The sequence below is a fragment of the Caproiciproducens sp. MSJ-32 genome (assembly GCF_018918055.1).
In the GTDB taxonomy this organism is placed as follows: Bacteria; Bacillota; Clostridia; order Clostridiales; family Clostridiaceae; genus Clostridium.
In genome coordinates this window covers 1-24,527 of the sequence record NZ_JAHLPS010000036.1, presented here as the reverse complement: position 1 = coordinate 24,527, position 24,527 = coordinate 1, and the positions used below count along the sequence as shown (strand labels likewise).

The window sequence follows — 24,527 nt, the reverse complement described above, 5'->3', positions numbered from 1 at the left end:
AAATTTATGCTAGATGTAAGTTTAATTTTTAAATTAGGTGCAATGGGAGTGCTGATTATTGTAATAGATAAGATATTAAAGGTTAGTGGCAAAGATGATATTGCTGTAATAACAAATATTGCAGGAATAGTGATAATACTAATAACATTAATTGGTCTTATCAGTGACTTATTTAGTGCTGTAAGAACCATGTTTATGTTTTAGGTGATGTTATGGAAATCATTCAAATAGTAGCTTTTGCACTTTCAGCGTTATTCCTTTATTTGATTTTTAAAGATAGAAGAAGTGATATAGCAGTATTAATTTCTGCCGCTGCAGGAGTAATATTATTTTTATCAGTAATTGGAGAATTAGGTGAAATAATTAACTTTATAAAGGATATAACAAGTAAAACAAATATAGATCTTGTTTATATAGGAGTTGTTGTAAAAATACTAGCTATAGCTTATTTAGCAACCTTTTGTAGTGAAATATGTAGAGATGCGGGTGCATCTAGTATAGGAAGTAAAGTGGAATTTTCAGCTAAAATTCTAATATTAGCATTAGCAATTCCAATACTTATGGCTGTCCTTGATTCCATACTTCAAATATTATAGGTGATGAAATGAAAAATAGGGCTATATTTAAAAATAAAATAATTGTTATTCTTTTAGGTATATTTTTCTCTTTGATATTTTTTCCAAGAAATATAACTTATGCAGATGATAAAAATAATAATTTAGCATTAAATGAAAAAATTGATGAGGTGGAAATTAAGAATCAGTTAGAGTCACTATATAATTATATAAATAATATGAAATTAGATGTTGAAATTTTGAATGAATTAGATCCTGTTCAATATATAAAAAGCTATATAGAAAATGGCGAGGGTAATCTATCGTTTAAAACTATTTTAAATTCAATTATTAATTTTCTTTTTAAAGAGGTAAAAACTTCCTTAACCTTATGTATAAGCATTATAGCAATTGCTATTATATGCTCTTTAATTAAAAATTTACAAGCTGCTTTTTCAAATGACAGCATAAGCAATATAGCATTTTTTGCTTGTTACTGTATATTAATAATTTTGCTTACTAAATCTTTTATGGTTTCAATAAATATAGCAATTGATTTAATAAATAAATTATCCGATTTTATGGTAGCCATATTACCTGTTTTAGTTATGATGATAAGTACAATTGGAGGTTTTGCTCAGGCTGCGACTTTAGATCCTATAGTACTGGCAACAACAATAATAATTCCAAGAATATATAAAACAATAATAATTCCATTGATATTAGTATCTTTTGTGCTTCAATTTATAAATAATATATCAACTGAATATAAAATAAGTAATTTATGTAAACTTACTAAGCAAATAACGGTTTGGTTTCAGGGGATTATTTTAGTTACTTATATTGGATTTTTAACTGTGAGAGGAATAACTTCTTCTACAATAGATGCAGTAACTTTAAAAACTACTAAATTTGCAGTAGATAATTTTATTCCGATAGTTGGTAAGGCTTTTTCAGACGCAATATCTTCAGTAGCAGGATATGCATTAATAATAAAAAATGCTGTAAGTGCCTTTGGATTATTAATAATAGTACTTATGATGTTATATCCAATAATAAAATTAATATTGATTTCAATAATATATAAGCTTTCAGCATCTGTAATTGAACCAATAGCAGATAAGAGAATTACGAGTTCCATCGCAGCTGCCTCAGATTCTGTAACTTTATTAATATCCTGTGTACTTTGTGTAAGTTTAATGTTTTTTGTAATTATAGGGATAATCGCATCGGCTGGAAAATTTGTAGTAGGAGGCTAAAGAATTATGGATCTAATCATGGAATATGTAATTACCCTTGCGACGATGATAATTTTAATTTCAGCTATAGAGTTAATAGCTCCAGACAATAGTATGAAAAAATATTTGAGATTTATATTAGGATTAATATTAATTGCTGTAATGCTTTCACCAATAATAGATATATTTTCTAATAAAGAAAATGTAATAGTAAGTAATATTGCGGAATATTTTGAATTAGAGAAGGAGGATGGTAAAAGTATTGAGGTAAGTAACAATAAAAAATATAGTAGTTCTACTTTAGAAATATTCAAAAAAAATTTAGAAAGAAACTGTAATAGATTGCTAAAGGAAAAATTTGATCATCAAGATTTTGATAGTAATATAGAGTGTAATATTAATACTGAAAATATAGAATATTCCATAGAAAAAATTAAAGTAGGAGTTAAAGATAGGGGAACTTCAAAAATACAAAAAGTAATAATAAATACTAAAGATGAAAATAGAAATAATGAAAATATAGAAAACAAGGATGAAATAGTAAGTTACTTAATGGAAACTTTTGCTGTAACAAAAGATAAAATAGAGATATATAAAATCAATGGATAGGAGTGAAAGAATGGGGAATAAAGATTTTAAAAAGGAATTAACAAAAATTGTTAATGATAAGAAGTTTTTAAATGTAGTTTGTATAGCATTGATTTTAGCCTTTTTATTACTTGCAATTAGCTTCCTAAATACTACAAGAAAGAAAAGCGAAAAGTCTGTTAGTGTAAGTGGTGAAGAAACAATAGATATTATCAGTAATGAAGGTAATGATATATTCAAAAATTATGAGGAACAGCAGAAAAATGAGTTGAAAAACCTTTTACGTAAAATTAAGGGAGTTGGAGAAGTTGAAGTAATGATTTATTTTAAAAGTGGAGAAGTAAAAGTGCCAGCAACTGAAGATACAACCACACAATCATTTACAGAAGAAAGTGATAGTCAAGGTGGAAAGAGAACCAACAATCAGCAAACAGATGGTACAAAGGTTGTAATGGCTGGAAATGGAAGTACTACTGAACCATATATTCTACAAGTTAACAAGCCTGAAATATCAGGAGTTGTTATTGTAGCTGAAGGTGCGTCGAGCAGTAAGGTGAAATATGATATTCAAGTAGCAGTTTCAAGCCTATATGATATTTCAATAGATAAAGTGAATGTATATCCTATGAAAGATTAGCATATAATTTTATTGTAAAATAGATGGGGGGAATTAAAAATGACAAAAAAACAATTTGGTATTATTTTTACGCTAATGGCTCTTATAGCTTTTGTAGGAGTATTAGCAGCAAAACTAAATGCTTCAGGCCTAAATGATCCAACAGATCTAGGTCAAGCTATTTCACAAGCTAACTTAGAAGATAAAAAGGATGATAAAAAGGACGATAAAGAAACTTTAGGAACACAAGATTATTTTTATAGTTTAAGAAGTGAAAAGGAGCAATTGAATTCTGCAACAATACAACAACTTAAAGAAGTTATTGAAAGCGAAAATACTGCTCAAGAAGAAAAAGATTTAGCAAATAATGAGTTAATTGAAAAGACTATGTTAATTAATCAAGAAGGACAAATTGAAATAAGCGTAAAAAATAGAGGCTTTGAAGATGCATTATGTTCAATTGAAGGAAATAAAGTAAGAATTGTAGTAAGAGCAGATGAATTAACAGAAGATGACACTATAGCAATTCAAGAAATTGCTGAAAATGTATCTGGAATCAGTGATGTAATAATCGAAGCAAAATAATTCATTGTAATATAATTATTGATTTGTTATAATATACCTAAGAAAAATGGTGTTTAGTAACACTTAGGAGGTAATTACATGGAAAAAATGAACAATGAAGAAACTATGGGAATTGTAAAAATTTCTGATGAAGTTGTTAGCGTAATAGCTGCTATAGCTGCAGAAGAAATAAAAGGTGTTGTAGATTTACAACAAGGTGTTAATAACATATCACAACTGTTAAAAGGGAAAAAAGCTTTAGGAAAAAATGTAAAAGTTACTTTAAATGAAGATAATGCAGTAATTGATTTATACTTATCAGTTGAATATGGAATTAAAATACCAGAAGTAGTGAGAGCTGTTCAAGAAAATGTTAAGAAAACTGTTGAAACTATGACTGGTTTGAAGGTAGAAGCTGTTAATGTAATTGTTCAAAACATTTACCTACCTAAAACTGAAAAAGAAGAAGCAAAGGAAAACTAATATCACCCTCTGATTTTTCAGAGGGTGTTTTTCTTGTGATTTAAATAATTTTAGTGTAGTATATTTATTGATTAAAAGAATATATAAAGTCAATAATATAGATACCAAGGAGGATAATATGAACAAAAACAGAAAAAGATCCAGAGAAATTGCAATGGAATTATTATTTAGTATGACTATAAACAAAAACACATTAGAGGAAACTTTTAATACCTTTATAGAAGAATACGAAATGAAATTAGAAATAATAGATGCAGAATACATAAAATCTATTTTGAAAAAGGTAGAAGATAATAAAGAGGAAATTGATGCAAGAATAGAAAAATCTTTAAACAAATGGTCAATAGATAGGATATCAAAAGTAAACTTAACAATATTAAGAATAGCTATAGCCGAGATGCTTTATTTTGATGATATACCTGAAAAAGTATCTATTAATGAAGCAATAGAATTAACCAAAAAATATTCAGATGAAAAAAGCGTAGCCTTTGTAAATGGTCTTTTAGATAATACTTTAAAAAACAAATAATTATCAAAAGGGAGAGGACTTATGGATAATATAATAGATGGAAAATTAATTGCAAATGAAATAAAAGAAGAAATAAAAAAATTTGTACAATTAAGAAAAGATAATAATAAAAGGGAACCAATGATTGCTTCAATATTAATTGGTAATGATGAAGGGTCTGTATATTATATAAACAGCCAAGAAAAATTAGCTTTATCATTAGGATGTAAATTTAAAAAAGTCCTTTTAGAAGAGGATATAGAAGAAAAAGATCTAATTAATATAATTGAAGCTTTAAATAATGATAATGAAGTTGATGGTATTATTGTACAATTGCCTCTTCCTAAGAAATTAAATGAAAAAAAAATAATAAATATAATATCCCCTAAAAAGGATATAGATTGTTTAACTTATATTAATCAAGGTAAATTGTATTCTGGGGAAGGAGAAATAATTCCTTGTACACCTAAATCTATATTAACTTTATTAGAAAAGTCAGATATTAATTTAGAAGGGAAAAAAGTTACAGTTATCGGAAGAAGTAATATTGTTGGTAAGCCTGTTGCACAATTAATGTTAAGTAAAAATGCAACAGTTACAATATGTCATTCAAAAACAAAAAATCTTAAAGAAATTACAAGAAAAGCTGATATTATAATAGTTGCCATCGGCAAACCAAAATTCTTAACAAAAGAATATGTAAAAGAAGGAACAATTGTAATAGATGTAGGAACTTCTTCTTTAAATGGAAAGATAACTGGTGATGTTGACTTTGATGAAGTTAGTAAAATTTCAAAACTTATTACCAAGGTTCCGGGTGGGGTTGGTGCCTTAACGACTACCTTATTAATAAAGAATGCATGTGAGGCGTTAGAAAGAAATGAAAATGAAAACATTAACTGTAACGGAGTTAAATAATTATATAAAAAGAATATTAGATAATGATTTTATCCTTAATAATCTTTTAGTAAAAGGAGAAATTTCTAATCTAAAATATCATTCTAGCGGTCATATATACTTTTCATTAAAAGATTCTACTAGTAAAATAAACTGTGTAATGTTTAAAAGTAATGCCTTAGAGCTTGATTTTATATTAAAAGAGGGAATGGAAGTAATAGCAAGCTGTAGATGCTCTTTATATCCGGGTTTAGGTTCGATGCAGCTCTATGTAAATAAACTTCAAAAGGAAGGCTTAGGAGAATTACATATAAAGTTTGAGAATTTAAAGAATAAACTTGCAAGGGAAGGATATTTTGATCAAGAACATAAAAAGTCAATTCCTAAAATGCCCAAAAGAATAGGGGTAGTAACTTCGGAAACAGGAGCAGTAATAAGAGATATAATAAATGTAACAAGACGTAGAAACAGTTTGGTTGATATTTTATTATATCCTGCCCAAGTTCAAGGTGAAGGGGCATATAAAACTATAATTGCTGGAATTGAGTTTTTTAATAAAAATAAGAATGTTGATGTTATAATTATAGGTAGAGGTGGAGGTTCTATGGAAGATCTTTGGAATTTTAATGAAGAAGATCTTGCAAAAGTGATTTTTAAATCTAAAATACCTATTATTTCTGCTGTAGGTCATGAAGTTGACTTTACTATTTCAGATTTTGTTAGTGATTTAAGGGCATCAACGCCATCTCAAGCAGTAGAAATAGCAGTTCCTCTCGAAGAAGATATATTTTCTGAAATAGATAATTATAAGATTAAGTTAAATGAAATAATAGATAAAAAGTTGTCATATGAGAGAGAAAGGCTATTAAATTATAAAAAATTTCTTTCTCTAAACAATCCAGAAATAATAATTTCAAATTCATATTTAGAACTTGATAGATTCAAGAATGACCTAAATAAAATAATAGAAAACAAGTTGGAAAAAGAAAAAATGAAATTAAAGTCTTTAAGTGATATTCTTCAGGCGCATAATCCAATAAATGTTTTAAATAAAGGATATACAATTATTAAGGATAATAATGATAATATAATTTCATCTAGAGATAAAATAATTGATTTAGAGGAAATAAAAATTATTTTTAAAGATGGAGAAATAAAAGGGAAATTTACTTCCTTAAATTAAGGAGTTGAGAATATAATGGCTAAAAAAGAAACTTATGAAGGTATGATTCAAAATCTGCAAGAGATTTTGAATAATATGGAAAATAATGATTTGCCCTTAGAAGAATTAATGAAAGAGTATGAAGCGGGAGTTAAATTGGTTAATAAATTATATAAAAGTTTAAATAATCTGGAAGGAAAACTACTTAAAATAAAAGATAATATGGAAGTGGAGTTTGAAAATGAAAAAGTATGAGGAGTTTAAAAATCAAATTAACGAGAAGCTGCAAAAATATTTTCAAAATAAGGGAAGTTATAATAAAATAATATATGAATCAGTAAGCTATAGTTTAAATATTGGAGGAAAGAGAATTAGACCCCTATTATTTTTATTGACTTATAACTTATATAAAAATGATATAAGTGAAGTTATTGATATGGCTTTAGCAATTGAAATGATTCACACATATTCTTTGATTCATGATGATTTACCTTGCATGGATAATGATGATTTAAGAAGGGGCATGCCAACAAATCATAAGAAGTTTGGTGAAAATATTGCTGTTTTAGCTGGAGATACATTATTAAATGAAGCAGCAAATTTATTAATACGTTTTTCCCTCGAACATGATAGAAGCGCCTTAGTTGCTTCAAATGAAATTCTAAAAGCGTCTGGTCCAGAGGGAATGATTGGGGGCCAAGTTGTTGACATAATAAATGAAAGTAAGAAAATCTCAAAAGAAGAACTTTTATATATGCATAATAAGAAGACTGGAGAATTAATAAGGGTTTCTGTAGTAGCTGCAGCAATAATTGCTAATGCTCCAAAGGAAGATATTGAAATACTTAATGAATTTGGAAAGAAATTAGGATTAGCTTTTCAAATTAAAGATGATATATTAGATCTAACCGGTGATGTAAATAAACTTGGTAAAAATACAGGAAGTGATCAAAATAATCACAAATCAAACTTTATTAGTTTATTTGGTTTAGAACATTGTGAAAGAGAATGTGAAAGATTAACAAATGAATGTATAAAATTGCTTGAATGCCTTTCAAAAGATACTAAATATTTAAAGGATATAACATTAGATTTATTAAATAGAGAGTCTTAAAGAAAGAAAGGTTAAAATATGGGAAAAATACTTGATAAAATAATTACTCCGGAAGAAGTAAAAAAACTAAACAATGTTGAATTAGAAGTTTTAGCAGAAGAAATTAGAGAGTTTTTAATAGAATCTGTTTCTAAAACTGGAGGGCATTTAGCCTCAAATCTTGGAGTAGTAGAGTTAACTATAAGTTTATTTAATAGTTTTGATTTAGAGAAAGATAAAATAGTATGGGATGTTGGTCATCAATGCTATGTTCATAAGATATTGACTGGAAGAAAAGATAAATTTGATAAATTAAGACAATATAATGGTCTAAGCGGCTTTCCTAAGCGAAGTGAAAGCAAATATGATACCTTTGATACAGGTCATAGCAGCACCTCAATTTCTGCAGCTCTTGGAATGGCAAGAGCAAGGGATATAAAAAAAGAAAAAAATAATATCATTGCAATAATTGGGGATGGTGCCTTAACTGGAGGTATGGCATTAGAAGCCTTAAATGATGTTGGTTTTAATAAAACAAAGCTAATTGTAGTATTAAATGATAATCAAATGTCAATTGCTCATAATGTAGGAGGCTTATCAAATCATTTAAATGCTTTAAGAGTAGAACCTAAATATAATAAATTTAAATCAACTGTAAATGCTACTTTAAAATCCAATAAAACAGGAGAAAAAATAGCAAATTATATTTCTAAATTTAAAGGAAGTATAAAACAGTTCCTTGTTCCTTCGATGTTATTTGAAGATATGGGATTAAAATATATTGGTCCCATAGATGGGCATGATATTAATATGATGTCAAAAGTATTTAATAAAGCAAAAGAAATTGATGAACCAGTAATAATCCATGTAGTAACATCTAAAGGAAAGGGATATGAATTAGCAGAAAGAAATCCTAATAAATATCATGGGGTTAGTCCTTTTGATTTAGAAAGTGGAGAGGCTTTAAGCAAAAGTAAAAGAAATTACTCTAAAGTATTTGGAGAAGTTATTTCAGAATTATCAAGAGAAGATGATAAAATTGTTGCAATAACTGCAGCTATGCCTGATGGAACTGGTCTTACAGATTTTGCGAAAGAGTTTCCAAAAAGATTCTTTGATGTGGGGATTGCAGAAGCACATGCAACTACATTAGCAGCTGGATTAGCTAGTGCAGGAATGAAACCAGTTTTTGCGGTATATTCAACTTTTCTTCAAAGAGGCTTCGATCAATTGGTGCATGATGTATGTATTCAAAACTTGCCTGTAATTTTTGCTATTGATAGGGCAGGTATAGTTGGAGAAGATGGAGAAACTCATCAAGGAATTTTTGATTTATCCTATCTATCAATTATGCCCAATATGACAATATTGGCACCAAAACATCTTGATGAATTAAAGCTTATGCTTAAATGGTCCTTAGATTTTAATGGGCCTGTAGCAATTAGATATCCTAAAGGTGGAGATCTTCCTGTTCCTATAAAGCCAATTGAAAAAGTTAAATTTGGACAGTGGGAAGAAATTGATGATGGTGAAAAATTAGCAATAATAGCTGTAGGAAAAATGGTACAGCATGTAGTTTTAGCAAAAGAAATATTAAAAATGCATAATATCAATCCTAAAATAATTTCAGCGACTTTTGCAAAACCATTAGACGAGGGAATGTTAAAAAAATTGGTTAAAGATGGTTATGATATAATAACTGTGGAGGATAATATTAAAAATGGTGGTTTTGGAAGTTATGTATTAACGAAATTAAATGAAATGGGATTTAATAAGAAAATCAAATTATTAGGCTTTAATAATTTTGTACCTCAGGGAAGTTTAGATATCCTATATAAAGAAAATCAATTAGATCCAGAAGGTATTGCTAAGCAAATATTAGAATTTAAATAAAGGAGATAAAAAATCTGTGAGAAAAGAGAGATTAGATGTATTACTAGTTGAAAAAGGAATATTTCAATCAAGGGAAAGAGCTAAAGCGGCAATAATGGAAGGAAAAGTATTTGTTGATGGTATAAGGGTAGATAAGGTGGGAACCAAAATAGATGCTGAAGCAGATATAGTTTTTAAAGGTAATCCCATTGCCTATGTAAGTAGAGGTGGATTAAAGCTTGAAAAAGCAATTAATGAGTTTGGCATCAATTTAAAAGATAAGGTGTGTCTCGATATCGGTGCTTCTACTGGAGGTTTTACAGATTGCATGCTTCAAAATGGAGCTAAAAAAGTATTTGCTATAGATGTTGGATATGGACAATTTGCATGGAAGTTAAGAACAGATGAAAGAGTAGTTTGTATGGAGCGAACTAATATAAGATATGTAACTTTGGAAGACACAAAAGAACCTTCAGATTTTGCATCAATTGATGTATCCTTTATATCTTTAAGAACTATAATGCCTGCAACATTAAATTTATTGAAGGACAATGGTGAAGTGGTTGCTTTAATAAAGCCCCAATTTGAAGCAGGCAGGGGAAAAGTAGGCAAAAAGGGTGTTGTAAGAGACATTAATATACATAGAGAAGTAGTTCAAAATATAGTAGAATTTTTACTAGAGAACAATTTAAAGATAATAAATTTATCTTATTCACCAATAAAGGGGCCTGAAGGAAATATTGAGTATTTAGTTTACTTTTCAAAGGATATAAATAAGGAAAGTAATTTTAAGTTTGAGGATATCGAAAAGGTCATAAATGAATCTCATAAAATACTATAATTTAATTATAAGGCTTCAGGTTTAACTGAAGTCTTATAAAGATATATAAGAATATAATAAATGCAAGGGAATGAGGTTATGAAGAGAATTGCTATTGCTAGAAATCCTTCCAAAGATAAAGATAATAAATTTATAGGGAAAGTACTAGAAAAGATCAAGGAATATTTTAATGAGGCAGAAATTATTTTATTAAATAGCTATGAAATAGATGATTACAGTTTTGCAAGCCCTTTGGATTTAATAATAGTATTGGGTGGAGATGGTACCATATTAAGTGTTGCAAGGGGAATAAATGGCAAGATTAAGGTTCCTATATTAGGAATAAACATAGGAAATTTAGGCTTTCTTACGAGTATAGAAATATCAGAAATTGGTAAAGCTTTTGAAAAAATTAAAAATGGCGATTATATTTCTGAGGAAAGGATGCTTTTAACTTGTGATTTTCCTCTTGAAAATGAAAAGGATAAATCCTTAGCTTTAAATGATATTGTTATTTTGAGAGAAACTTTATCAAGAATGATAAATTTTGAAATATTTATCGATGGAAAAAGATACTGTAATTTTAAGGGGGATGGTCTTATAATATCTACCCCAACTGGTTCTACAGCATATTCCTTTGCAGCAGGTGGACCATTTATTTATCCTGATTTAGATGTAATAATATTAACTCCGATTTGTCCTCATACACAAGGCATTCATCCTATTGTCTTAAATAGTCATAGTGTGATAGAGATAAAAGCAGAAAATGGCAAGGGAGAGGCCTTTGTAAATTTTGATGGTCAAAAAGCAATAAAATTAACTGATAATATTCTTGTAAGAGTTAAAAAAGCTGATGAATATGCAAATATTATATTGTTTGATGATTACGATTATTATAAAATACTAAGATCAAAGATTTTAAATAATTGTAGAGAGTACGAAGGTGATTAAATGAAATCAAAAAGACATGAAAAAATATTAGAAATAATAAATAGAAAGGACATAGAAACTCAGGAAGAATTAGCTGAAGAACTAAAAAAAGCTGGCTTTGATGTTACTCAAGCTACAGTTTCAAGAGACATAAAGATTTTAAAATTATTAAAAGTACAAGGCATTAATGGACGATATAAATATGTTGAACCTACAAAAGAAGAAAAAGATATAAATGATAAATTAGAAAGTATTTTAATTAATGCTGCAGTTTCTGTTGAGAATGTAGATAAAATTGTTGTAGTAAAGACCCTTACAGGATCAGCAATGGCTGTTGCAGAAGCTATTGATAAGCTGTTTGATAAGGAAGTTGCTGGTACAATAGCTGGAGATAATACAATTTTTATATTAGTAAGAACAATTGAGAAGGCTGTTGAATTAGTAGAAGATGTTAGAAAAATGATTTTGTAAAGGTGATATAATATGTTATTGCAATTGAATATAAAGAACTTTGCATTGATTCAAGAGTTATCAGTAGAATTTGGGAAAGGCTTTAACATCTTATCAGGAGAAACTGGTGCAGGAAAATCAATATTAATAGACACTATTGATTATGTATTAGGAGGAAAATTTTCAAAGGATTTAATAAGATATGGTGAAAATAAAACTTATGTTGAAGCAATTTTTACAATAGAAAATCAAGAAATATCAAATTTATTGAAAGAATTAGAAAGCGAAGAAGATGATTTATTAATAATATCTAGAGAGACAACTCTTAATGGTAAAAGTATTGTAAAGGTTAATGGAAAGTCTGTTGTATTATCTTTTATAAGAAAGCTAAGAGAAAAGCTTTTAGATATTCATGGACAGCATCAAAATCAAAATTTATTAGATAGATCTTCTCATATATATTATTTAGATGATTTTATAGGAGACAATGTTAATAAATATTTAAATGATTTTGAACTATTAAGAAATGAACACAATGAAATAGTTAATAAAATTAAATCCCTTAATGGTAATACAGATAGGGAAAAATTAATAGATTATTTAAAATTTCAAATTGAAGATATTGAAAAGGCAAATCTGAAACTTGGTGAAGAAGAACAGTTAAATGAAGAATTTAATATTTTAAATAATGCTGAAAAAATCTCTTTAGCATTAAATAAATCCTATTCTATTTTAGATAATTATAATGAAGGAATGTCTGTAATTGAAGGAATTTCCAAAGTAATATATGAGCTTTCTTCTGTTGAGAAACATTTAGAAAAGATAAAGGAAAAAAAAGATCGACTTGAGGAAATTTTATATCTATTAGAAGAGATTTCGAGAGATATAAGGGATATTTCATCAGAAATATATTATGATGAATTTGAATTAGAAAAAGTAAATTCTAGAATATATGAAATCAGTTTATATAAGAAAAAATATGGAGAATCTATTGAAGATATATTAAAGTATTTAAACAAATTAAAGCTTCAATATGATGAGCTTATTAATTCGGAAGAAGTAATTAAAAAGTTAGAAATTCAAAAAAATAAAATAGAAGAAAAAATGAAAGAATTAGCTTCAAAAATACATGATGTAAGAGTGGAAAATGCTTTGCTTTTGGAAGAAAAAATAAAATATGAATTATCTTATATAGGAATGGATAAGACTGATATAAAGATTTTAATAGAACAAAAGGAAGATTTTAATGAAAGAGGTTTTGATGAAGTTTCTTTTATGATATCAACAAATCCTGGAGAGCCACTTAAATCGTTAGAAAAGGTCGTATCAGGAGGAGAATTATCAAGAATAATGTTGGCTTTAAAATGTGTATTTATTGACAAAGATAAAATTCCAACATTAATATTTGATGAAATTGATACTGGTATTAGCGGTTCCATTGCAAAAAGAGTTGGTGAAAAAATGTATCAAGTTGCAACAAAGCATCAAGTATTATGCATTACGCATCTTCCACAGATTGCAGCTTTGTCTGATTCTCATTACTTTGTTTCAAAAAAGATTGAAAATAATAAGACATTTACTCAAATAAAGATATTAACTAAAGAAGAGAAAATAAATGAAATCGCCAAGATGACTAGTGGAGACGAAATAAGTAACCTAACTATAGAAAGTGCTTCAGAAATGGTAAAACTTGCAACATTAAAAAAGGAAGAAATCTTGAAAGCCATATAAATTAAATACATAAAAATATATAATTTTGCAAAAAATAAAATCATAGCAAAACGCTATGATTTTATTTTTTTATAATCATAAAAAATTACTAGCAAAGACTTACAGCATAATCTTAAATATTCAGGGAAAGTTAATTATAACGAGGAGGAGATAGAATGAGAAAATCTAAGGTAAAAATTACATATATAGCTAGCGCTCTAATATTGATCCTAAGTATAATTACCTTCCTGAGTTTAAGTAAAATACCAGAGACAATTTATGTATCTAATTCTGTTGAAGCTTCAAATATGAATAATATATCTTCGAATTTTCTAATTAAAAATTATGAAGTAGATAAAGATAAGATTGAAATAAAGTTATTAGGTTTAATACCATTAAAATCAGTAAAATTATCTAAGATAGGAGATATAGAACTTTATCCAGGTGGAAATACAGTAGGAATAAAATTATCAACTAAAGGGGTTTTAGTAGTTGGATACTCTGATGTTAATTGTGAAAGAGGTCAAGTAGAAAGTCCAGCTAAAAGATCAGGTATTCAGCTTGGAGATGTTATAACTAAAATTAATGGAGAAGAGATAGAAAATTCGAAGGATTTATTAAGAAAAATAAATGAACTTAAGGATTCAAAGATTATATTGCAATATATAAGAAATGATGTTTCAGAGAGTAAGGAAATAAATTTAGAAAAGGAAGAAGATGGATATAGACTTGGATTATGGGTAAGAGATTCAACAGCTGGTATTGGAACATTAACTTTTTATCACAAAGAAAGTAAAATATTTGGAGCTTTAGGTCACCCAATAACAGATGGAGATACAAATGAACCATTTATAATAAAAGATGGTAATCTTCTAGACTCCTCAGTTATAAGTGTTAAAAAAGGTGAAAAGGGAATGCCTGGTGAATTAAAGGGATTATTTTTAAATGAAAAAGAAGGAATTGCAATTATTAAGAAAAATACTGAATCAGGGATTTTTGGAGTTGCTAATAAAAATATTACAAGTAAAATTACCAATAAACCAATGAAAGTTGCCTTCAGAAATGAAATAAAAGAAGGAAAAGCTCAAATTATTACTACGATAGATGAAAATGGACCAAAATATTATGATATAGAAATTATTAAATTATTACCACAGGATGAGCCAGGTCCAAAAAGCATGTTAATAAAAGTAACAGATGAAGAGCTTCTTGAAAAAACAGGAGGAATAGTTCAAGGGATGAGTGGAAGTCCTATTATACAAGATAATAAGATAATTGGAGCAGTAACTCATGTCCTTATTAATAAGCCAGATGTAGGATATGGAATATATATAGAATGGATGTTAAAAGATGCAGGAATAATAAATTAGGAGCCAATAGGCTCTTAATTTATTAATTTAATTAAATAAAAAAATATCTTACAAATTATACAAAAAAATTTAGAAAAAATTGTAAAAAGGAGCTGTTAATATAAAATTATTTATGCTATAATTATGGTAAATTGTTAATGAAAACATTGTTTTTTAAAGATTTATCTATATTAATAATATTAATAGATGAATTTTAAAAAATAAATAAATATCAAATAACATAATCTTAGGAATTATTTTGGAAATATGGGGGAGAGAAGTATGAAAGACTCAAAAATTTCAGTTTTAATAGCTGACGACAATAAAGAATTTTGCAGTATTTTAAATGACTATTTATTGAACCAAAAAGATATTGTAGTTACAGGAGTAGCTAAAGATGGAAGAGAGGCATTAGAGTTAATTCAAGAGAGAAAGCCTGATTTAGTTATTTTAGATATTATAATGCCACATTTAGATGGACTTGGAGTCTTAGAAAGATTAAATTCAATGAATCTTGATAAAATTCCAAGAATAATTGTATTATCTGCTGTTGGACAAGATAAAATTACACAAAAGGCTATTACATTAGGGGCTGATTATTATGTAGTAAAACCATTTGATATGGATATATTCACAAAGAGAATAAGGGAAATGTTTAATGGAAGTACAGATGAAATAGTTAAAAAGCCTACAACAGTTATTGATAATACAGTAAAAACACAAAGCAAAGGTGAAATGGATCTTGAATCTGAAATAACTAGTATAATCCATGAAATAGGAGTTCCTGCACATATTAAGGGATATATGTATTTGAGAGAAGCAATAACTATGGTAGTAAATGATATGGAGCTTTTATCAGCAGTAACAAAGGAACTTTATCCATCAATTGCTAAAAAATATAATACAACTGCTTCTAGGGTAGAAAGGGCCATAAGGCATGCTATTGAAGTTGCATGGGGCAGAGGACAAGTTGATGCAATTAATAAGTTATTTGGATATACAATCCATAATGAAAAAGGTAAGCCTACAAATTCTGAATTTATAGCTATAATTGCTGATAAATTAAGATTAAGAAATAAGGTATCTTAAAGTATTCCTTAAATTTTTGAAAATTAAAGTGAATAAATTATTATAACACTTTCATTTGCAATGAGTAAATGAAAGTGTTTTTATATTTTATTGCAATTTATTCTAATAAGTAATTTATCAGTTTATTAAAGTAAAGGTGTAGGAAAAATAATAGTATTCAATTAAAAATTATAATTAAAAAATTTATAAATTAGTTAATAAACAAAGAAACTGTTTCATAGTATTAATTATGGAACAGTTTTTATGTTATAAATAAAAAGTTTTACATATATTCAATTATGAATAATAAGTAAAGTTTAATCATATTATGTTTTATAGCTGTTTTAAGGAGGAATAATATGGACATCATAAGAAAAATTAATTCAAACTTCAGGGATAATAAAATTTTCTATTTACTAGTTGTTTCATTCTTCTTTGTAGGCATATTACTGGGCTCATATACCATAAAATATATGGATGGAGTAGATGCAGATAGTTTATCTAAATATTTTACTGAATTTATTAAAAGCTTAAATTTTCAGCAGGTAGAAAATAAGGAACTTTTAATAAGTATTATTAAAAATAACATTATAATTATTTTACTTATTATAGCCTTAGGATTTACTAAGTTTGGTGCACCAATTATTTTAATTATTGATTTAATCAAAGGTTTTACTCTAGGATATACCTTTAGCTTTCTATTAACGACCTTTGATGGAAAAGGATTATGGATAGCTTTAGTTTCAACTGTTCCACAAAATATTTTTTATATCCCATTTTTCATTGGAATAAGTATAATTTCTTTGGAATTATCTTCTTTAAAGTTTAAGTTAAAATTTTTTAGTGGACAAGGAACTAAAATAAGACTAGAGTCTTTAACGATGAAATATGGATTTTTTTTAATTCTCTTTTCAATAGGAGTATTAATTGAGTGTTACATGAGTCCAGGCTTGATAAAATTTATCTTAACAAAAGTTTATAAATTAACCTAATCTAATGAAGATAAAGAAGGATTGATAAGTTTTTTGTCGAATAAATAATATGTTAGGATAGGGGAGAATTATGAAAGAAATTGTGAATGATTACAAGGAAGCTTTACTTAAAAGTCATAAAAGTGAGAATACAGTATATGCTTATGTAACTGATGTGAACTTATATGTTAAATATTTAAGTAGTAAGAATTTAAATATAAATGAAACCGATAATGTATCAATCTCATCATATATTCAATATTTATTAGGACAAGGAAAATCAGAAAGATCAATAAACAGAATAGTAATAAGCTTGAGAAGCTTTTATAATTATTTAAAAGATCAAGAAGTAGTAGATGAAATACCTAAGATATATTATAAAAATACATCAACATCAAAAAAGCTACCAGTTATTTTAACTGTAGAAGAAGTAGATAAAATTATAAAAGTAATCGATAAAGATTCAAATAAAGGAATACGTGATAATGCTTTACTTGAACTTATGTATGCTACTGGAATGAAGGTTTCAGAAATTATAGGAATAAAAGTTGATCATGTAAATTTGGAATTGAGTTTTGTAAAATGCTATGATAATAAAAACTATGAAAGGTTAATCCCTATAGGAAGAAGTGCAGTAAGAGCTTTAGAGGAATATTTAAAAATTAGGGAACAAATTGCTTCGGCAGGTGTGGACAATCTCTTTGTTAATTTAAATGGTAATCGCTTAACAAGACAAGGAGTTTGGAGAATTGTAAAAGAATATGCCCATAAAGCGGGAATAAAAAAGGAAGTAAATTTAAATACCTTCAGACACTCTTTTGCAGTACATTTATTGCAAAATGGTGCTAATGTTAGAGCTGTACAAAAGTTACTTGGTAATCAGGTATTAACCTATATGGATACTTATTATGAAATAATAAATAATGATAAAATAAACATAGTATATAAAAACTCCCATCCTAGAGCATAATAATATTTGTAACTAAAATAAGCTGATATAATAAAATTTAAATCTAAAATTAAGAAAAAGAAATACCAAATAAGATGCTAAATTAGATTACAAAAAATAAAATTTATATATAAAAACTAGTGAAAAATAAATTAGGAGGAAAAATTTATGAGAATGTATGACATCATATTAAAAAAAAGAAAGGGTATTGAATTAACTAAGGAGGAAATTGAGTATTTTGTAAATGGGTATACTAATGGAGAAATTCCAGATTATCAAGCATCTGCATTGTTAATGGCTATCTTTTTTAATAAAATGTCAAAGGAAGAAACAAAGAATCTTACTATGGCAATGGTAAATTCAGGAGATAAAATAGATTTATCATCTATAAAGGGAATTAAAGTAGACAAACATTCAACTGGTGGAGTTGGTGATAAGACAAGTATCTGTTTAACACCTTTAGTTGCGTCTTTGGGAGTTCCAGTTGCTAAGATGTCTGGAAGAGGTCTTGGTCACACTGGTGGAACAATTGATAAATTAGAATCCTTTAAGGGATTTTCAGTAGAACTAACAGAAGAAGAGTTTATTAAGAATTCAAATGAAGTTGGAGTTTGTATAGTAGGTCAAAGTGCTAATTTAGTACCTGCCGATAAAAAATTATATGCTCTAAGGGATGTTACTGCTACAGTGGAAAATGTTTCATTAATAGCATCTAGTATTATGAGTAAGAAAATTGCCTCTGGGGCTGATGCCATAGTATTAGACGTAAAAGTTGGAGAAGGAGCTTTTATGAAAACTCCTGAAGCAGCAAAAGAATTGGCTAGGGAAATGGTTGATATAGGAAATTCCCTTGGAAGAAAGACAATAGCAGTAATTTCTGATATGGATCAACCTTTAGGTTATGCTGTTGGAAATGCTCTAGAAGTTAAAGAGGCGATAGAACTTTTAAAAGGAAATGGACCTAAGGATTTATTAGAATTAACTTTAACATTAGGAAGTAATATGTTAGTTTGCGCTAACAAAGTAAGCAGCTTTGAAGAAGGAAAAGCTTTACTAGAAGAAAACATAAAGAATGGAAAAGGTCTTGCAAAATTAAAGGAATTTGTTATGGCACAGGGAGGAGATGCATCCTATATTGATGACTTAGATAAATTTCCTAAGGCTAAACATATAGTTGAGGTAAGAGCTTTAAAAGATGGAGTAATTTCCAAAATTCATGCTGAGCAGGTTGGAATTATTGCTATGAAGATTGGTGCAGGAAGAGAAACAAAAGAAAGCAATATTGATTTGGCAGTTGGAATTGTATTCAATAAGAAAAGAGGAGACAAAGTTAAAAAAGGTGATGTATTAGCATATATTCATAGTAATGATGAGAATAATATAGAAGAAGCTAAAAATGAATTATTAAATAATATAATAATTTCAGATAGTTTAGAAAAGGAAACTCCATTAATTTATGATATAGTTAAGTAATGTTTAATATTAGTTAATAGGATAAAAATATGATGTAGTATGAAAATACTATATCATATTTTTATTTTTTTTGGTAATAATAAGCTTGAAAGGAGGAAGTAAAAAATGAATAAAAATCTAATAAAGAAAATTATAATAATGGTTTTAGCTATTAATATTGTAAATACAATCCCTGCAAAAGCAATAACTGATCCTAGCAATGATTTTTACGAAGATATTGTTGATTATTCTTATATGCTAACAAATGAGAAAGCATCAACAGAGGGAGGAATAAATGTTGATGCAAAATCAGCTTTGTTGATGGAGCCAGTAACAGGAAAAATAATTTATGAAAAAAATATAGATGAAAAATTTGCACCGGCTTCAGTTACGAAGATTATGACTATGCTTTTAACTATGGAAGCCATAGATAGCGGAAAAATATCTTTACAAGATAAAGTAACCTGTAGTGAAAATGCAAAAAAAATGGGGGGCAGTACTATGCTTTTGGATACAGGTGAAATTAGAACAGTTGAAGAATTATTAAAGGGTGTTGCCATTGCATCTGGTAATGATGCATCAGTAGCTTTAGCAGAATATTTAGCCGGTACAGAAGAAGCTTTTGTAGAAATGATGAATAAAAGAGCTCAAGAGTTAGGAATGAAAAATACTACTTTTAAAAATTGTAATGGTCTTCCTGCAGAAGGGCATCTTTCTACAGCTAGAGATATTGCAATAATGTCAACTGAACTATTAAAGCATCCTGCAGTATTAAAGTACACTGGTACATATATGGAAACAATATCAGAAGGAAGAAGGACACCTATAGAACTAGTCAATCATAATAAATTAGTTAGATTTTTTGAAGGTTGTGACGGATTAAAAACTGGTTATACTCAGGAAGCTAAATATTGTATTTCAGCTACAGCAACAAGAAATGGAGTAAGAATGTTAGCAGTAATTATGGGGGCTCCAACATATAAAGTTAGAAACAGAGATGCAAGTATGTTAATGAACTATGGCTTCTCTAAATTTGAAGGTAAAAAGCTGTTTACTAAAGATCAAGATGTAGATACAGTATATCTAAATAAGCAGACAGATAAGTTTATAGTTGCAAAAGCTAAGGATGACCTTATAGCTATAGTACCTAAGGGTACAGATAAAGAGATTGAACAAAAGATAATCTTAAATGAACCTAAGAAAGAATATAAAGCTGGAGAAATCATAGGTAAATGTGAAGTATATCTAGGAGAAGATAAAATTGGAGAAGTTGAACTTTATTCAGATAGAGATATTAAGGTTGGCGGATTCCTAGAAAACTTTAAATTTAATATGAAGAATATGTTTAGAAAGGGTATTTAATTGGAGGCTGTTTAATGCAGCCTCTTTTTAAAACTATTGTCCTTTAATAAAAAAATTGATAATATATTCATAGAAAATGTTAAAGGATGATGATTACATTGGAAATGCCAAAAATAAAAATAGCAAATTTTGAGGGACCTTTTGATTTGTTATTACATCTAATTAAAAAACATGAAATGGATATTTATAATATTGAAATAAATAAGATTACAAATCAATATATTCAATATTTAGATGAAATGAAAACAATGGATTTAGAAATTACTTCAGAATTTATCGTTGTAGCAGCCAGCTTAATTGAAATAAAATCTAGAAAACTACTACCAGTGTTTAAGGAAGAGGATAAGGCTGAAGAAGATTTAGAAAAGAATCTAGTTGAAAAATTAATAGAATATAAGAAATTTAAAAATGCTGCTTTATTTTTAAAAGACAAATATCTTAATACTGGGGAAGTATATACTAAAAAACCAGAGTTAATAAAAGAAAATAAATTCGAAAAAAAGGAAGAAGATTTATTTAAAAATCTTACATTATTTGATTTATACAACATATATAATACGCTGCTAGAAAATTTCTTAAATAAGCAAAATAATAATAACAGCATAGAAGAAATTGAAGAAAGAATATATTTGGACAAGTTTAAAATTGAAGATAAAATGGAAGATTTAATTAGTAAAGTTTTGAAGGAAAAGATAGTTAGATTTAAAAGTTTAGTGGAATTATCTAGTTGTAAAATTGAAACAGTAGTAACCTTTTTAGCTTTATTAGAGCTAATAAAAATGAGAAGAGTAAAAGCTTATCAAGATAGGATTTTTGGAGATATTTTAATTGAAGGGAGAAGGGAAGTTGAATAATATAGAAGGAAAACAATTTGAGTTCGAAGAGCTTTCATTAAAACCTATAGCAAAGTCTGTTATAGAATCTCTGCTATTTGTTAGCGGAGAACCATTATCATTAAAGGATTTAAGCAACGCTCTAGAAATGCCTAATAAGTATTTAAAGGAAGTTTTAGAAGAAATGATTCATGACTATGAAGAAGATGAAAATAGAGGAATAAAAATAATACAAATAAATGGTGAATTTCAACTTGTTACAAAGGAAAAAAATAGTGATTATATTCAAAATCTATTAAAGAAAAATAAAAGACAATCCCTATCTCAAGCATCATTAGAAAGTTTAGCAATAATAGCTTATAAGCAGCCAATAACAAGAATTGATATAGATGAAATTCGAGGAGTTAAATCTGAAAGTGCAATACAGAGATTAATAGAAAAAGACTTGATAAAAGAAGTTGGAAGATTAGATGTACCAGGAAGACCGATATTATATGGAACAACAGAAGAATTTTTAAGACAATTTGGCTTAAAGGAATTAAAAGATCTTCCAGACTTAGAAAGTTTTGAAGAAGAATTAAGTAATAGTGAAATTGTTAAGGAAATAGAAGAAGGCTAAAAGACTAGCCTTCTTATTATTTATTAAATAATTTTCCTTATGATTAATATAAATTATTGGAAGAAGAATCGCTTTCATCAATGTTTGTTATATTATTGGATGAAGTATTTTCTTCAGGATCTTTTTCTTGCTTTTTCTTGTCTAAGTTAAACATTCCCTTTATATTATCTAAAATTTGAGGTATTGAATCTAAGACTTTATCGTAAGGATGTTCATGATCAACATTAAGAAGTCTAACAGTATCCTTTCTAACAATTAAGAAAGCTACTGGCTTAACAGTTACTCCTACACCGGAACCCCCTCCGAAGGGATGTTTAATATCTCTTGTTGGTTCATTTTTTATTGGGGGGCCAAATTCAGAACCACCAGATGCAAAGCCAAAGGATACTTTTGATATTGGAACTATGCATGTTCCATCACTTGTTTCTATGCTGTCGCCTATTACGGTATTAACATCAATCATTTCTTTTAAGTTTTCCATTGTACTTCTCATTAAATTCTCAATTGGATGTTGTTCATTACCCATGTATTTTTTCCTCCTTTTTAAGAGTTCCCTCTATAATTTCAAAACTTTTTAGCATTAAAAATAATATATATATAATATTTGCTAAACTTAGATAAAATATACTTCTTATATTAAAAAACAAGGTTTTTGTGTTAAATTTAGGTTCAATTGATATATTAAATAATTTTAAATTAAGAAACTTACTTAAAATAATTTTTAAAATATATGGAATATTGCAAAAAATACCATATAAAATTGCACAAAGAGCTGCATCTTCTAAGCCAAAGGATAAAGAACCTTCAAAATTTATAGAAGGTTTAAACCTGCTATTTTTCATTTCTCTCAAAAATTTTTTAGGAGATAATTTTTTATTTTTATAAAATTTAATAATTCTATTTCTTTTTTTCTTGCTTTGAACTAAAGGTTTTTTCTTGGCATTGCTAGGTAAAGGGTATATTTTTTTATTATATAATTTAATAATTAATTCATTATTTTCAAAAGCTATATATATTTTTAAAGGAATTGGTAAAAATAAAAATATAATTATAAGTATAAAAATATAGACAATTTTCATAAGACTTCCTTTCATAAATTTATGAATATTATTAAAAAGTTTGAGTTAATAATAAAAATGTTTAAAAAATTACATTATGAATAAACTAGTCATAGAAATTAATGTAGAAGGTGATATTATAATGAAAAAATTAAAAAAAGTTATTTTTCTTTTAATATTCATATTATTGCCATTACTCTTTAATATATATACAATTAAACCTTTAGCAAAAGAAAATGCTTATAGTAATGATATTTTAAATAGAGCAAAGCCTTTAAGGGTTTCTGCTAGAAATGCAATAGCTTTTGATTCAAAAACAAAAGAAGTACTATGGAATCAAAATGGTTATGAAATTGTTCCAATGGCAAGTACAACAAAGATTTTAACAGCAATTGTAGCAATAAATTATGGAAACTTAGATGAAAAAGTAGTGATTAGTAAAAATGCAGCATCAATTAGAGGCTCTGTAGTTGGTTATAAAGCGGGAGAAGAAATAACTATAAGAGAATTACTGTTTGGTCTTATGTTTAGGTCAGGAAACGATGCGGCAATTGCAATTGCAGAAGGGATTGCTGGTTCTGTAGAAGCTTTTTCAAATATTATGAATGATTATGCAAAAAGCCTTGGAGTTTTAGATTCCCATTTTGAATCTCCTCATGGATTAGATAGTCCAAAACATTATTCCTCAGCCTATGATTTAGCATTATTAACAGCTAAGGGAATGGAATATGAGGTTTTCAGAGAAATAGTTGGTGAAAAATCAATAAGTAAAGAAAAATATAATTTTACAAGAGATTATCAAAATATTAACAAGATTTTATATAGAATACCTACAGCAAACGGTGTAAAAACAGGCTATACAGGAGGGGCAGGAAAGTGTTTAGTATCTTCCATTAGGCACAATGATAGAAATATAATTATTGTTGTATTAAATTGTCCAAATAGATGGAATGAAACAGAAAAAATATATAATTATATTAAAGAAAATTATAACTTTGAAGATACAGCTAATTCAAATATTATTGAAAGAGAAGGAATTGCAGGTTTAGGAAAAGTAATCGAAGATAAAGATATAACTTATGGATATAAAGAAATAAACATTAATGTAATAGAGGTTGATAACATTTATAAAGAAGAAGCTGATAGAGAAAATATATTAGAATATGCAGAAGATATTTAACTATCTTTTGCTTTTTTTTAAGCAGATAATAATGTAACAAAATCATGCTGTAGAAAATACTCTATTATTGTATAAAAATTGATTGTGTAAAGTAAATATGAAAAAATAGCGTAGCTACATGTATAATTACACAATATTGTTCAGTTTTTCTTTAAAATTTAAAAAAATTGATTTAGAAAGCTTGTTTTAAACAAAAAATGG

28 protein-coding genes are annotated in these 24,527 nt (G+C 27.4%); 26 read left to right on the top strand and 2 right to left on the bottom strand.

From position 1 onward, the window contains the following. Positions 1 to 6 precede the first annotated feature (6 nt). The 25 genes from spoIIIAC to scpB all read left to right on the top strand — a co-directional run bounded on the left by spoIIIAC (position 7) and on the right by scpB (position 22,088). Positions 7 to 204 carry a stage III sporulation protein AC gene (gene spoIIIAC, locus KQI16_RS04080; RefSeq protein WP_216432433.1) on the top strand — a complete coding sequence of 66 codons (198 nt, stop codon included), beginning with the start codon at positions 7 to 9 and terminating at the stop codon, positions 202 to 204. An 8-nt stretch (positions 205 to 212) separates the two neighbouring features. Continuing rightward, a complete protein-coding gene (gene spoIIIAD, locus KQI16_RS04075) occupies positions 213 to 596 on the top strand; it encodes a stage III sporulation protein AD (protein WP_216432432.1) in 384 nt (127 codons plus the stop codon). A gap of 8 nt (positions 597 to 604) precedes the next feature. After that, on the top strand, positions 605 to 1,813 hold the full coding sequence (gene spoIIIAE, locus KQI16_RS04070; RefSeq protein WP_216432431.1) for a stage III sporulation protein AE: 1,209 nt from the start codon (positions 605 to 607) through the stop codon (positions 1,811 to 1,813). A gap of 6 nt (positions 1,814 to 1,819) precedes the next feature. After that, positions 1,820 to 2,401: a stage III sporulation protein AF gene (gene spoIIIAF / locus KQI16_RS04065; RefSeq protein ID WP_216432430.1), complete on the top strand. Its 582-nt coding sequence runs from the start codon at positions 1,820 to 1,822 to the stop codon at positions 2,399 to 2,401. 10 nt (positions 2,402 to 2,411) lie between these two features. Further along, positions 2,412 to 3,017: a stage III sporulation protein AG gene (spoIIIAG, locus tag KQI16_RS04060; protein ID WP_216432429.1), complete on the top strand. Its 606-nt coding sequence runs from the start codon at positions 2,412 to 2,414 to the stop codon at positions 3,015 to 3,017. 39 nt (positions 3,018 to 3,056) lie between these two features. After that, complete coding sequence (locus KQI16_RS04055) at positions 3,057 to 3,581, top strand: SpoIIIAH-like family protein (RefSeq protein WP_216432428.1); 525 nt, start codon at positions 3,057 to 3,059, stop codon at positions 3,579 to 3,581. A 78-nt stretch (positions 3,582 to 3,659) separates the two neighbouring features. Then, positions 3,660 to 4,043, top strand: a complete 384-nt coding sequence (locus KQI16_RS04050; RefSeq protein ID WP_216432427.1) for an Asp23/Gls24 family envelope stress response protein — start codon at positions 3,660 to 3,662, stop codon at positions 4,041 to 4,043. 118 nt (positions 4,044 to 4,161) lie between these two features. Continuing rightward, the gene (nusB, locus tag KQI16_RS04045; RefSeq protein ID WP_216432426.1) at positions 4,162 to 4,572 is read left to right on the top strand and encodes a transcription antitermination factor NusB; all 411 of its coding nucleotides are present in this window, start codon (positions 4,162 to 4,164) and stop codon (positions 4,570 to 4,572) included. A 21-nt stretch (positions 4,573 to 4,593) separates the two neighbouring features. Further along, positions 4,594 to 5,469 (top strand): bifunctional 5,10-methylenetetrahydrofolate dehydrogenase/5,10-methenyltetrahydrofolate cyclohydrolase, encoded by an 876-nt coding sequence (locus KQI16_RS04040; protein ID WP_216432425.1) that lies wholly within the window; start codon positions 4,594 to 4,596, stop codon positions 5,467 to 5,469. Then, positions 5,432 to 6,631 carry an exodeoxyribonuclease VII large subunit gene (gene xseA / locus KQI16_RS04035; protein ID WP_216432424.1) on the top strand — a complete coding sequence of 400 codons (1,200 nt, stop codon included), beginning with the start codon at positions 5,432 to 5,434 and terminating at the stop codon, positions 6,629 to 6,631. The genes KQI16_RS04040 and xseA overlap by 38 nt, the downstream gene beginning before the upstream one ends. A 15-nt stretch (positions 6,632 to 6,646) precedes the next feature. After that, positions 6,647 to 6,865 carry an exodeoxyribonuclease VII small subunit gene (gene xseB / locus KQI16_RS04030; protein WP_216432423.1) on the top strand — a complete coding sequence of 73 codons (219 nt, stop codon included), beginning with the start codon at positions 6,647 to 6,649 and terminating at the stop codon, positions 6,863 to 6,865. Further along, positions 6,852 to 7,724 carry a polyprenyl synthetase family protein gene (locus KQI16_RS04025; protein ID WP_216432422.1) on the top strand — a complete coding sequence of 291 codons (873 nt, stop codon included), beginning with the start codon at positions 6,852 to 6,854 and terminating at the stop codon, positions 7,722 to 7,724. Before xseB ends, KQI16_RS04025 begins: the two co-directional genes overlap by 14 nt. Positions 7,725 to 7,742: 18 nt before the next feature. Further along, a complete protein-coding gene (gene dxs, locus KQI16_RS04020; RefSeq protein WP_216432421.1) occupies positions 7,743 to 9,596 on the top strand; it encodes a 1-deoxy-D-xylulose-5-phosphate synthase in 1,854 nt (617 codons plus the stop codon). A 16-nt stretch (positions 9,597 to 9,612) separates the two neighbouring features. Continuing rightward, a complete protein-coding gene (locus KQI16_RS04015; RefSeq protein WP_216432420.1) occupies positions 9,613 to 10,416 on the top strand; it encodes a TlyA family RNA methyltransferase in 804 nt (267 codons plus the stop codon). Positions 10,417 to 10,494: 78 nt separating this feature from the next. After that, complete coding sequence (locus KQI16_RS04010; RefSeq protein ID WP_216432419.1) at positions 10,495 to 11,346, top strand: NAD(+)/NADH kinase; 852 nt, start codon at positions 10,495 to 10,497, stop codon at positions 11,344 to 11,346. Continuing rightward, complete coding sequence (locus tag KQI16_RS04005; RefSeq protein ID WP_216432418.1) at positions 11,347 to 11,796, top strand: arginine repressor; 450 nt, start codon at positions 11,347 to 11,349, stop codon at positions 11,794 to 11,796. A gap of 12 nt (positions 11,797 to 11,808) precedes the next feature. Then, positions 11,809 to 13,506, top strand: a complete 1,698-nt coding sequence (gene recN, locus KQI16_RS04000; protein WP_216432417.1) for a DNA repair protein RecN — start codon at positions 11,809 to 11,811, stop codon at positions 13,504 to 13,506. 155 nt (positions 13,507 to 13,661) lie between these two features. Next, the gene (gene spoIVB, locus KQI16_RS03995) at positions 13,662 to 14,855 is read left to right on the top strand and encodes a SpoIVB peptidase (protein ID WP_216432416.1); all 1,194 of its coding nucleotides are present in this window, start codon (positions 13,662 to 13,664) and stop codon (positions 14,853 to 14,855) included. Between the two features lie 261 nt (positions 14,856 to 15,116). Beyond that, positions 15,117 to 15,923 carry a sporulation transcription factor Spo0A gene (spo0A, locus tag KQI16_RS03990; protein ID WP_216432415.1) on the top strand — a complete coding sequence of 269 codons (807 nt, stop codon included), beginning with the start codon at positions 15,117 to 15,119 and terminating at the stop codon, positions 15,921 to 15,923. 338 nt (positions 15,924 to 16,261) lie between these two features. Then, on the top strand, positions 16,262 to 16,894 hold the full coding sequence (gene spoIIM, locus KQI16_RS03985; RefSeq protein WP_216432414.1) for a stage II sporulation protein M: 633 nt from the start codon (positions 16,262 to 16,264) through the stop codon (positions 16,892 to 16,894). A 70-nt stretch (positions 16,895 to 16,964) separates the two neighbouring features. Beyond that, positions 16,965 to 17,843, top strand: coding sequence for a tyrosine-type recombinase/integrase (locus KQI16_RS03980; protein WP_216432413.1), 879 nt, complete (start codon positions 16,965 to 16,967; stop codon positions 17,841 to 17,843). Positions 17,844 to 17,990: 147 nt separating this feature from the next. Next, the gene (locus KQI16_RS03975) at positions 17,991 to 19,295 is read left to right on the top strand and encodes a pyrimidine-nucleoside phosphorylase (protein ID WP_216432412.1); all 1,305 of its coding nucleotides are present in this window, start codon (positions 17,991 to 17,993) and stop codon (positions 19,293 to 19,295) included. Between the two features lie 234 nt (positions 19,296 to 19,529). Then, the gene (locus tag KQI16_RS03970; protein ID WP_286172869.1) at positions 19,530 to 20,636 is read left to right on the top strand and encodes a D-alanyl-D-alanine carboxypeptidase family protein; all 1,107 of its coding nucleotides are present in this window, start codon (positions 19,530 to 19,532) and stop codon (positions 20,634 to 20,636) included. 98 nt (positions 20,637 to 20,734) lie between these two features. Beyond that, a complete protein-coding gene (locus KQI16_RS03965) occupies positions 20,735 to 21,490 on the top strand; it encodes a segregation/condensation protein A (protein WP_216432410.1) in 756 nt (251 codons plus the stop codon). Beyond that, positions 21,483 to 22,088 (top strand): SMC-Scp complex subunit ScpB, encoded by a 606-nt coding sequence (scpB, locus tag KQI16_RS03960; RefSeq protein ID WP_216432408.1) that lies wholly within the window; start codon positions 21,483 to 21,485, stop codon positions 22,086 to 22,088. Before KQI16_RS03965 ends, scpB begins: the two co-directional genes overlap by 8 nt. A 43-nt stretch (positions 22,089 to 22,131) precedes the next feature. On the opposite strand, the gene ytfJ is transcribed toward scpB, so the two are convergent. Together ytfJ and KQI16_RS03950 are read right to left on the bottom strand one after the other, a co-directional pair. Continuing rightward, positions 22,132 to 22,614, bottom strand: coding sequence for a GerW family sporulation protein (gene ytfJ / locus KQI16_RS03955; RefSeq protein ID WP_216432407.1), 483 nt, complete (start codon positions 22,612 to 22,614; stop codon positions 22,132 to 22,134). After that, positions 22,607 to 23,167, bottom strand: coding sequence for a DUF2953 domain-containing protein (locus tag KQI16_RS03950; RefSeq protein WP_216432404.1), 561 nt, complete (start codon positions 23,165 to 23,167; stop codon positions 22,607 to 22,609). The genes ytfJ and KQI16_RS03950 overlap by 8 nt, the downstream gene beginning before the upstream one ends. A gap of 121 nt (positions 23,168 to 23,288) precedes the next feature. On the opposite strand from KQI16_RS03950, the gene KQI16_RS03945 reads away from it, so the two are divergent. Further along, complete coding sequence (locus KQI16_RS03945; protein ID WP_216432403.1) at positions 23,289 to 24,326, top strand: D-alanyl-D-alanine carboxypeptidase family protein; 1,038 nt, start codon at positions 23,289 to 23,291, stop codon at positions 24,324 to 24,326. The last annotated feature ends 201 nt before the right edge of the window (positions 24,327 to 24,527 follow it).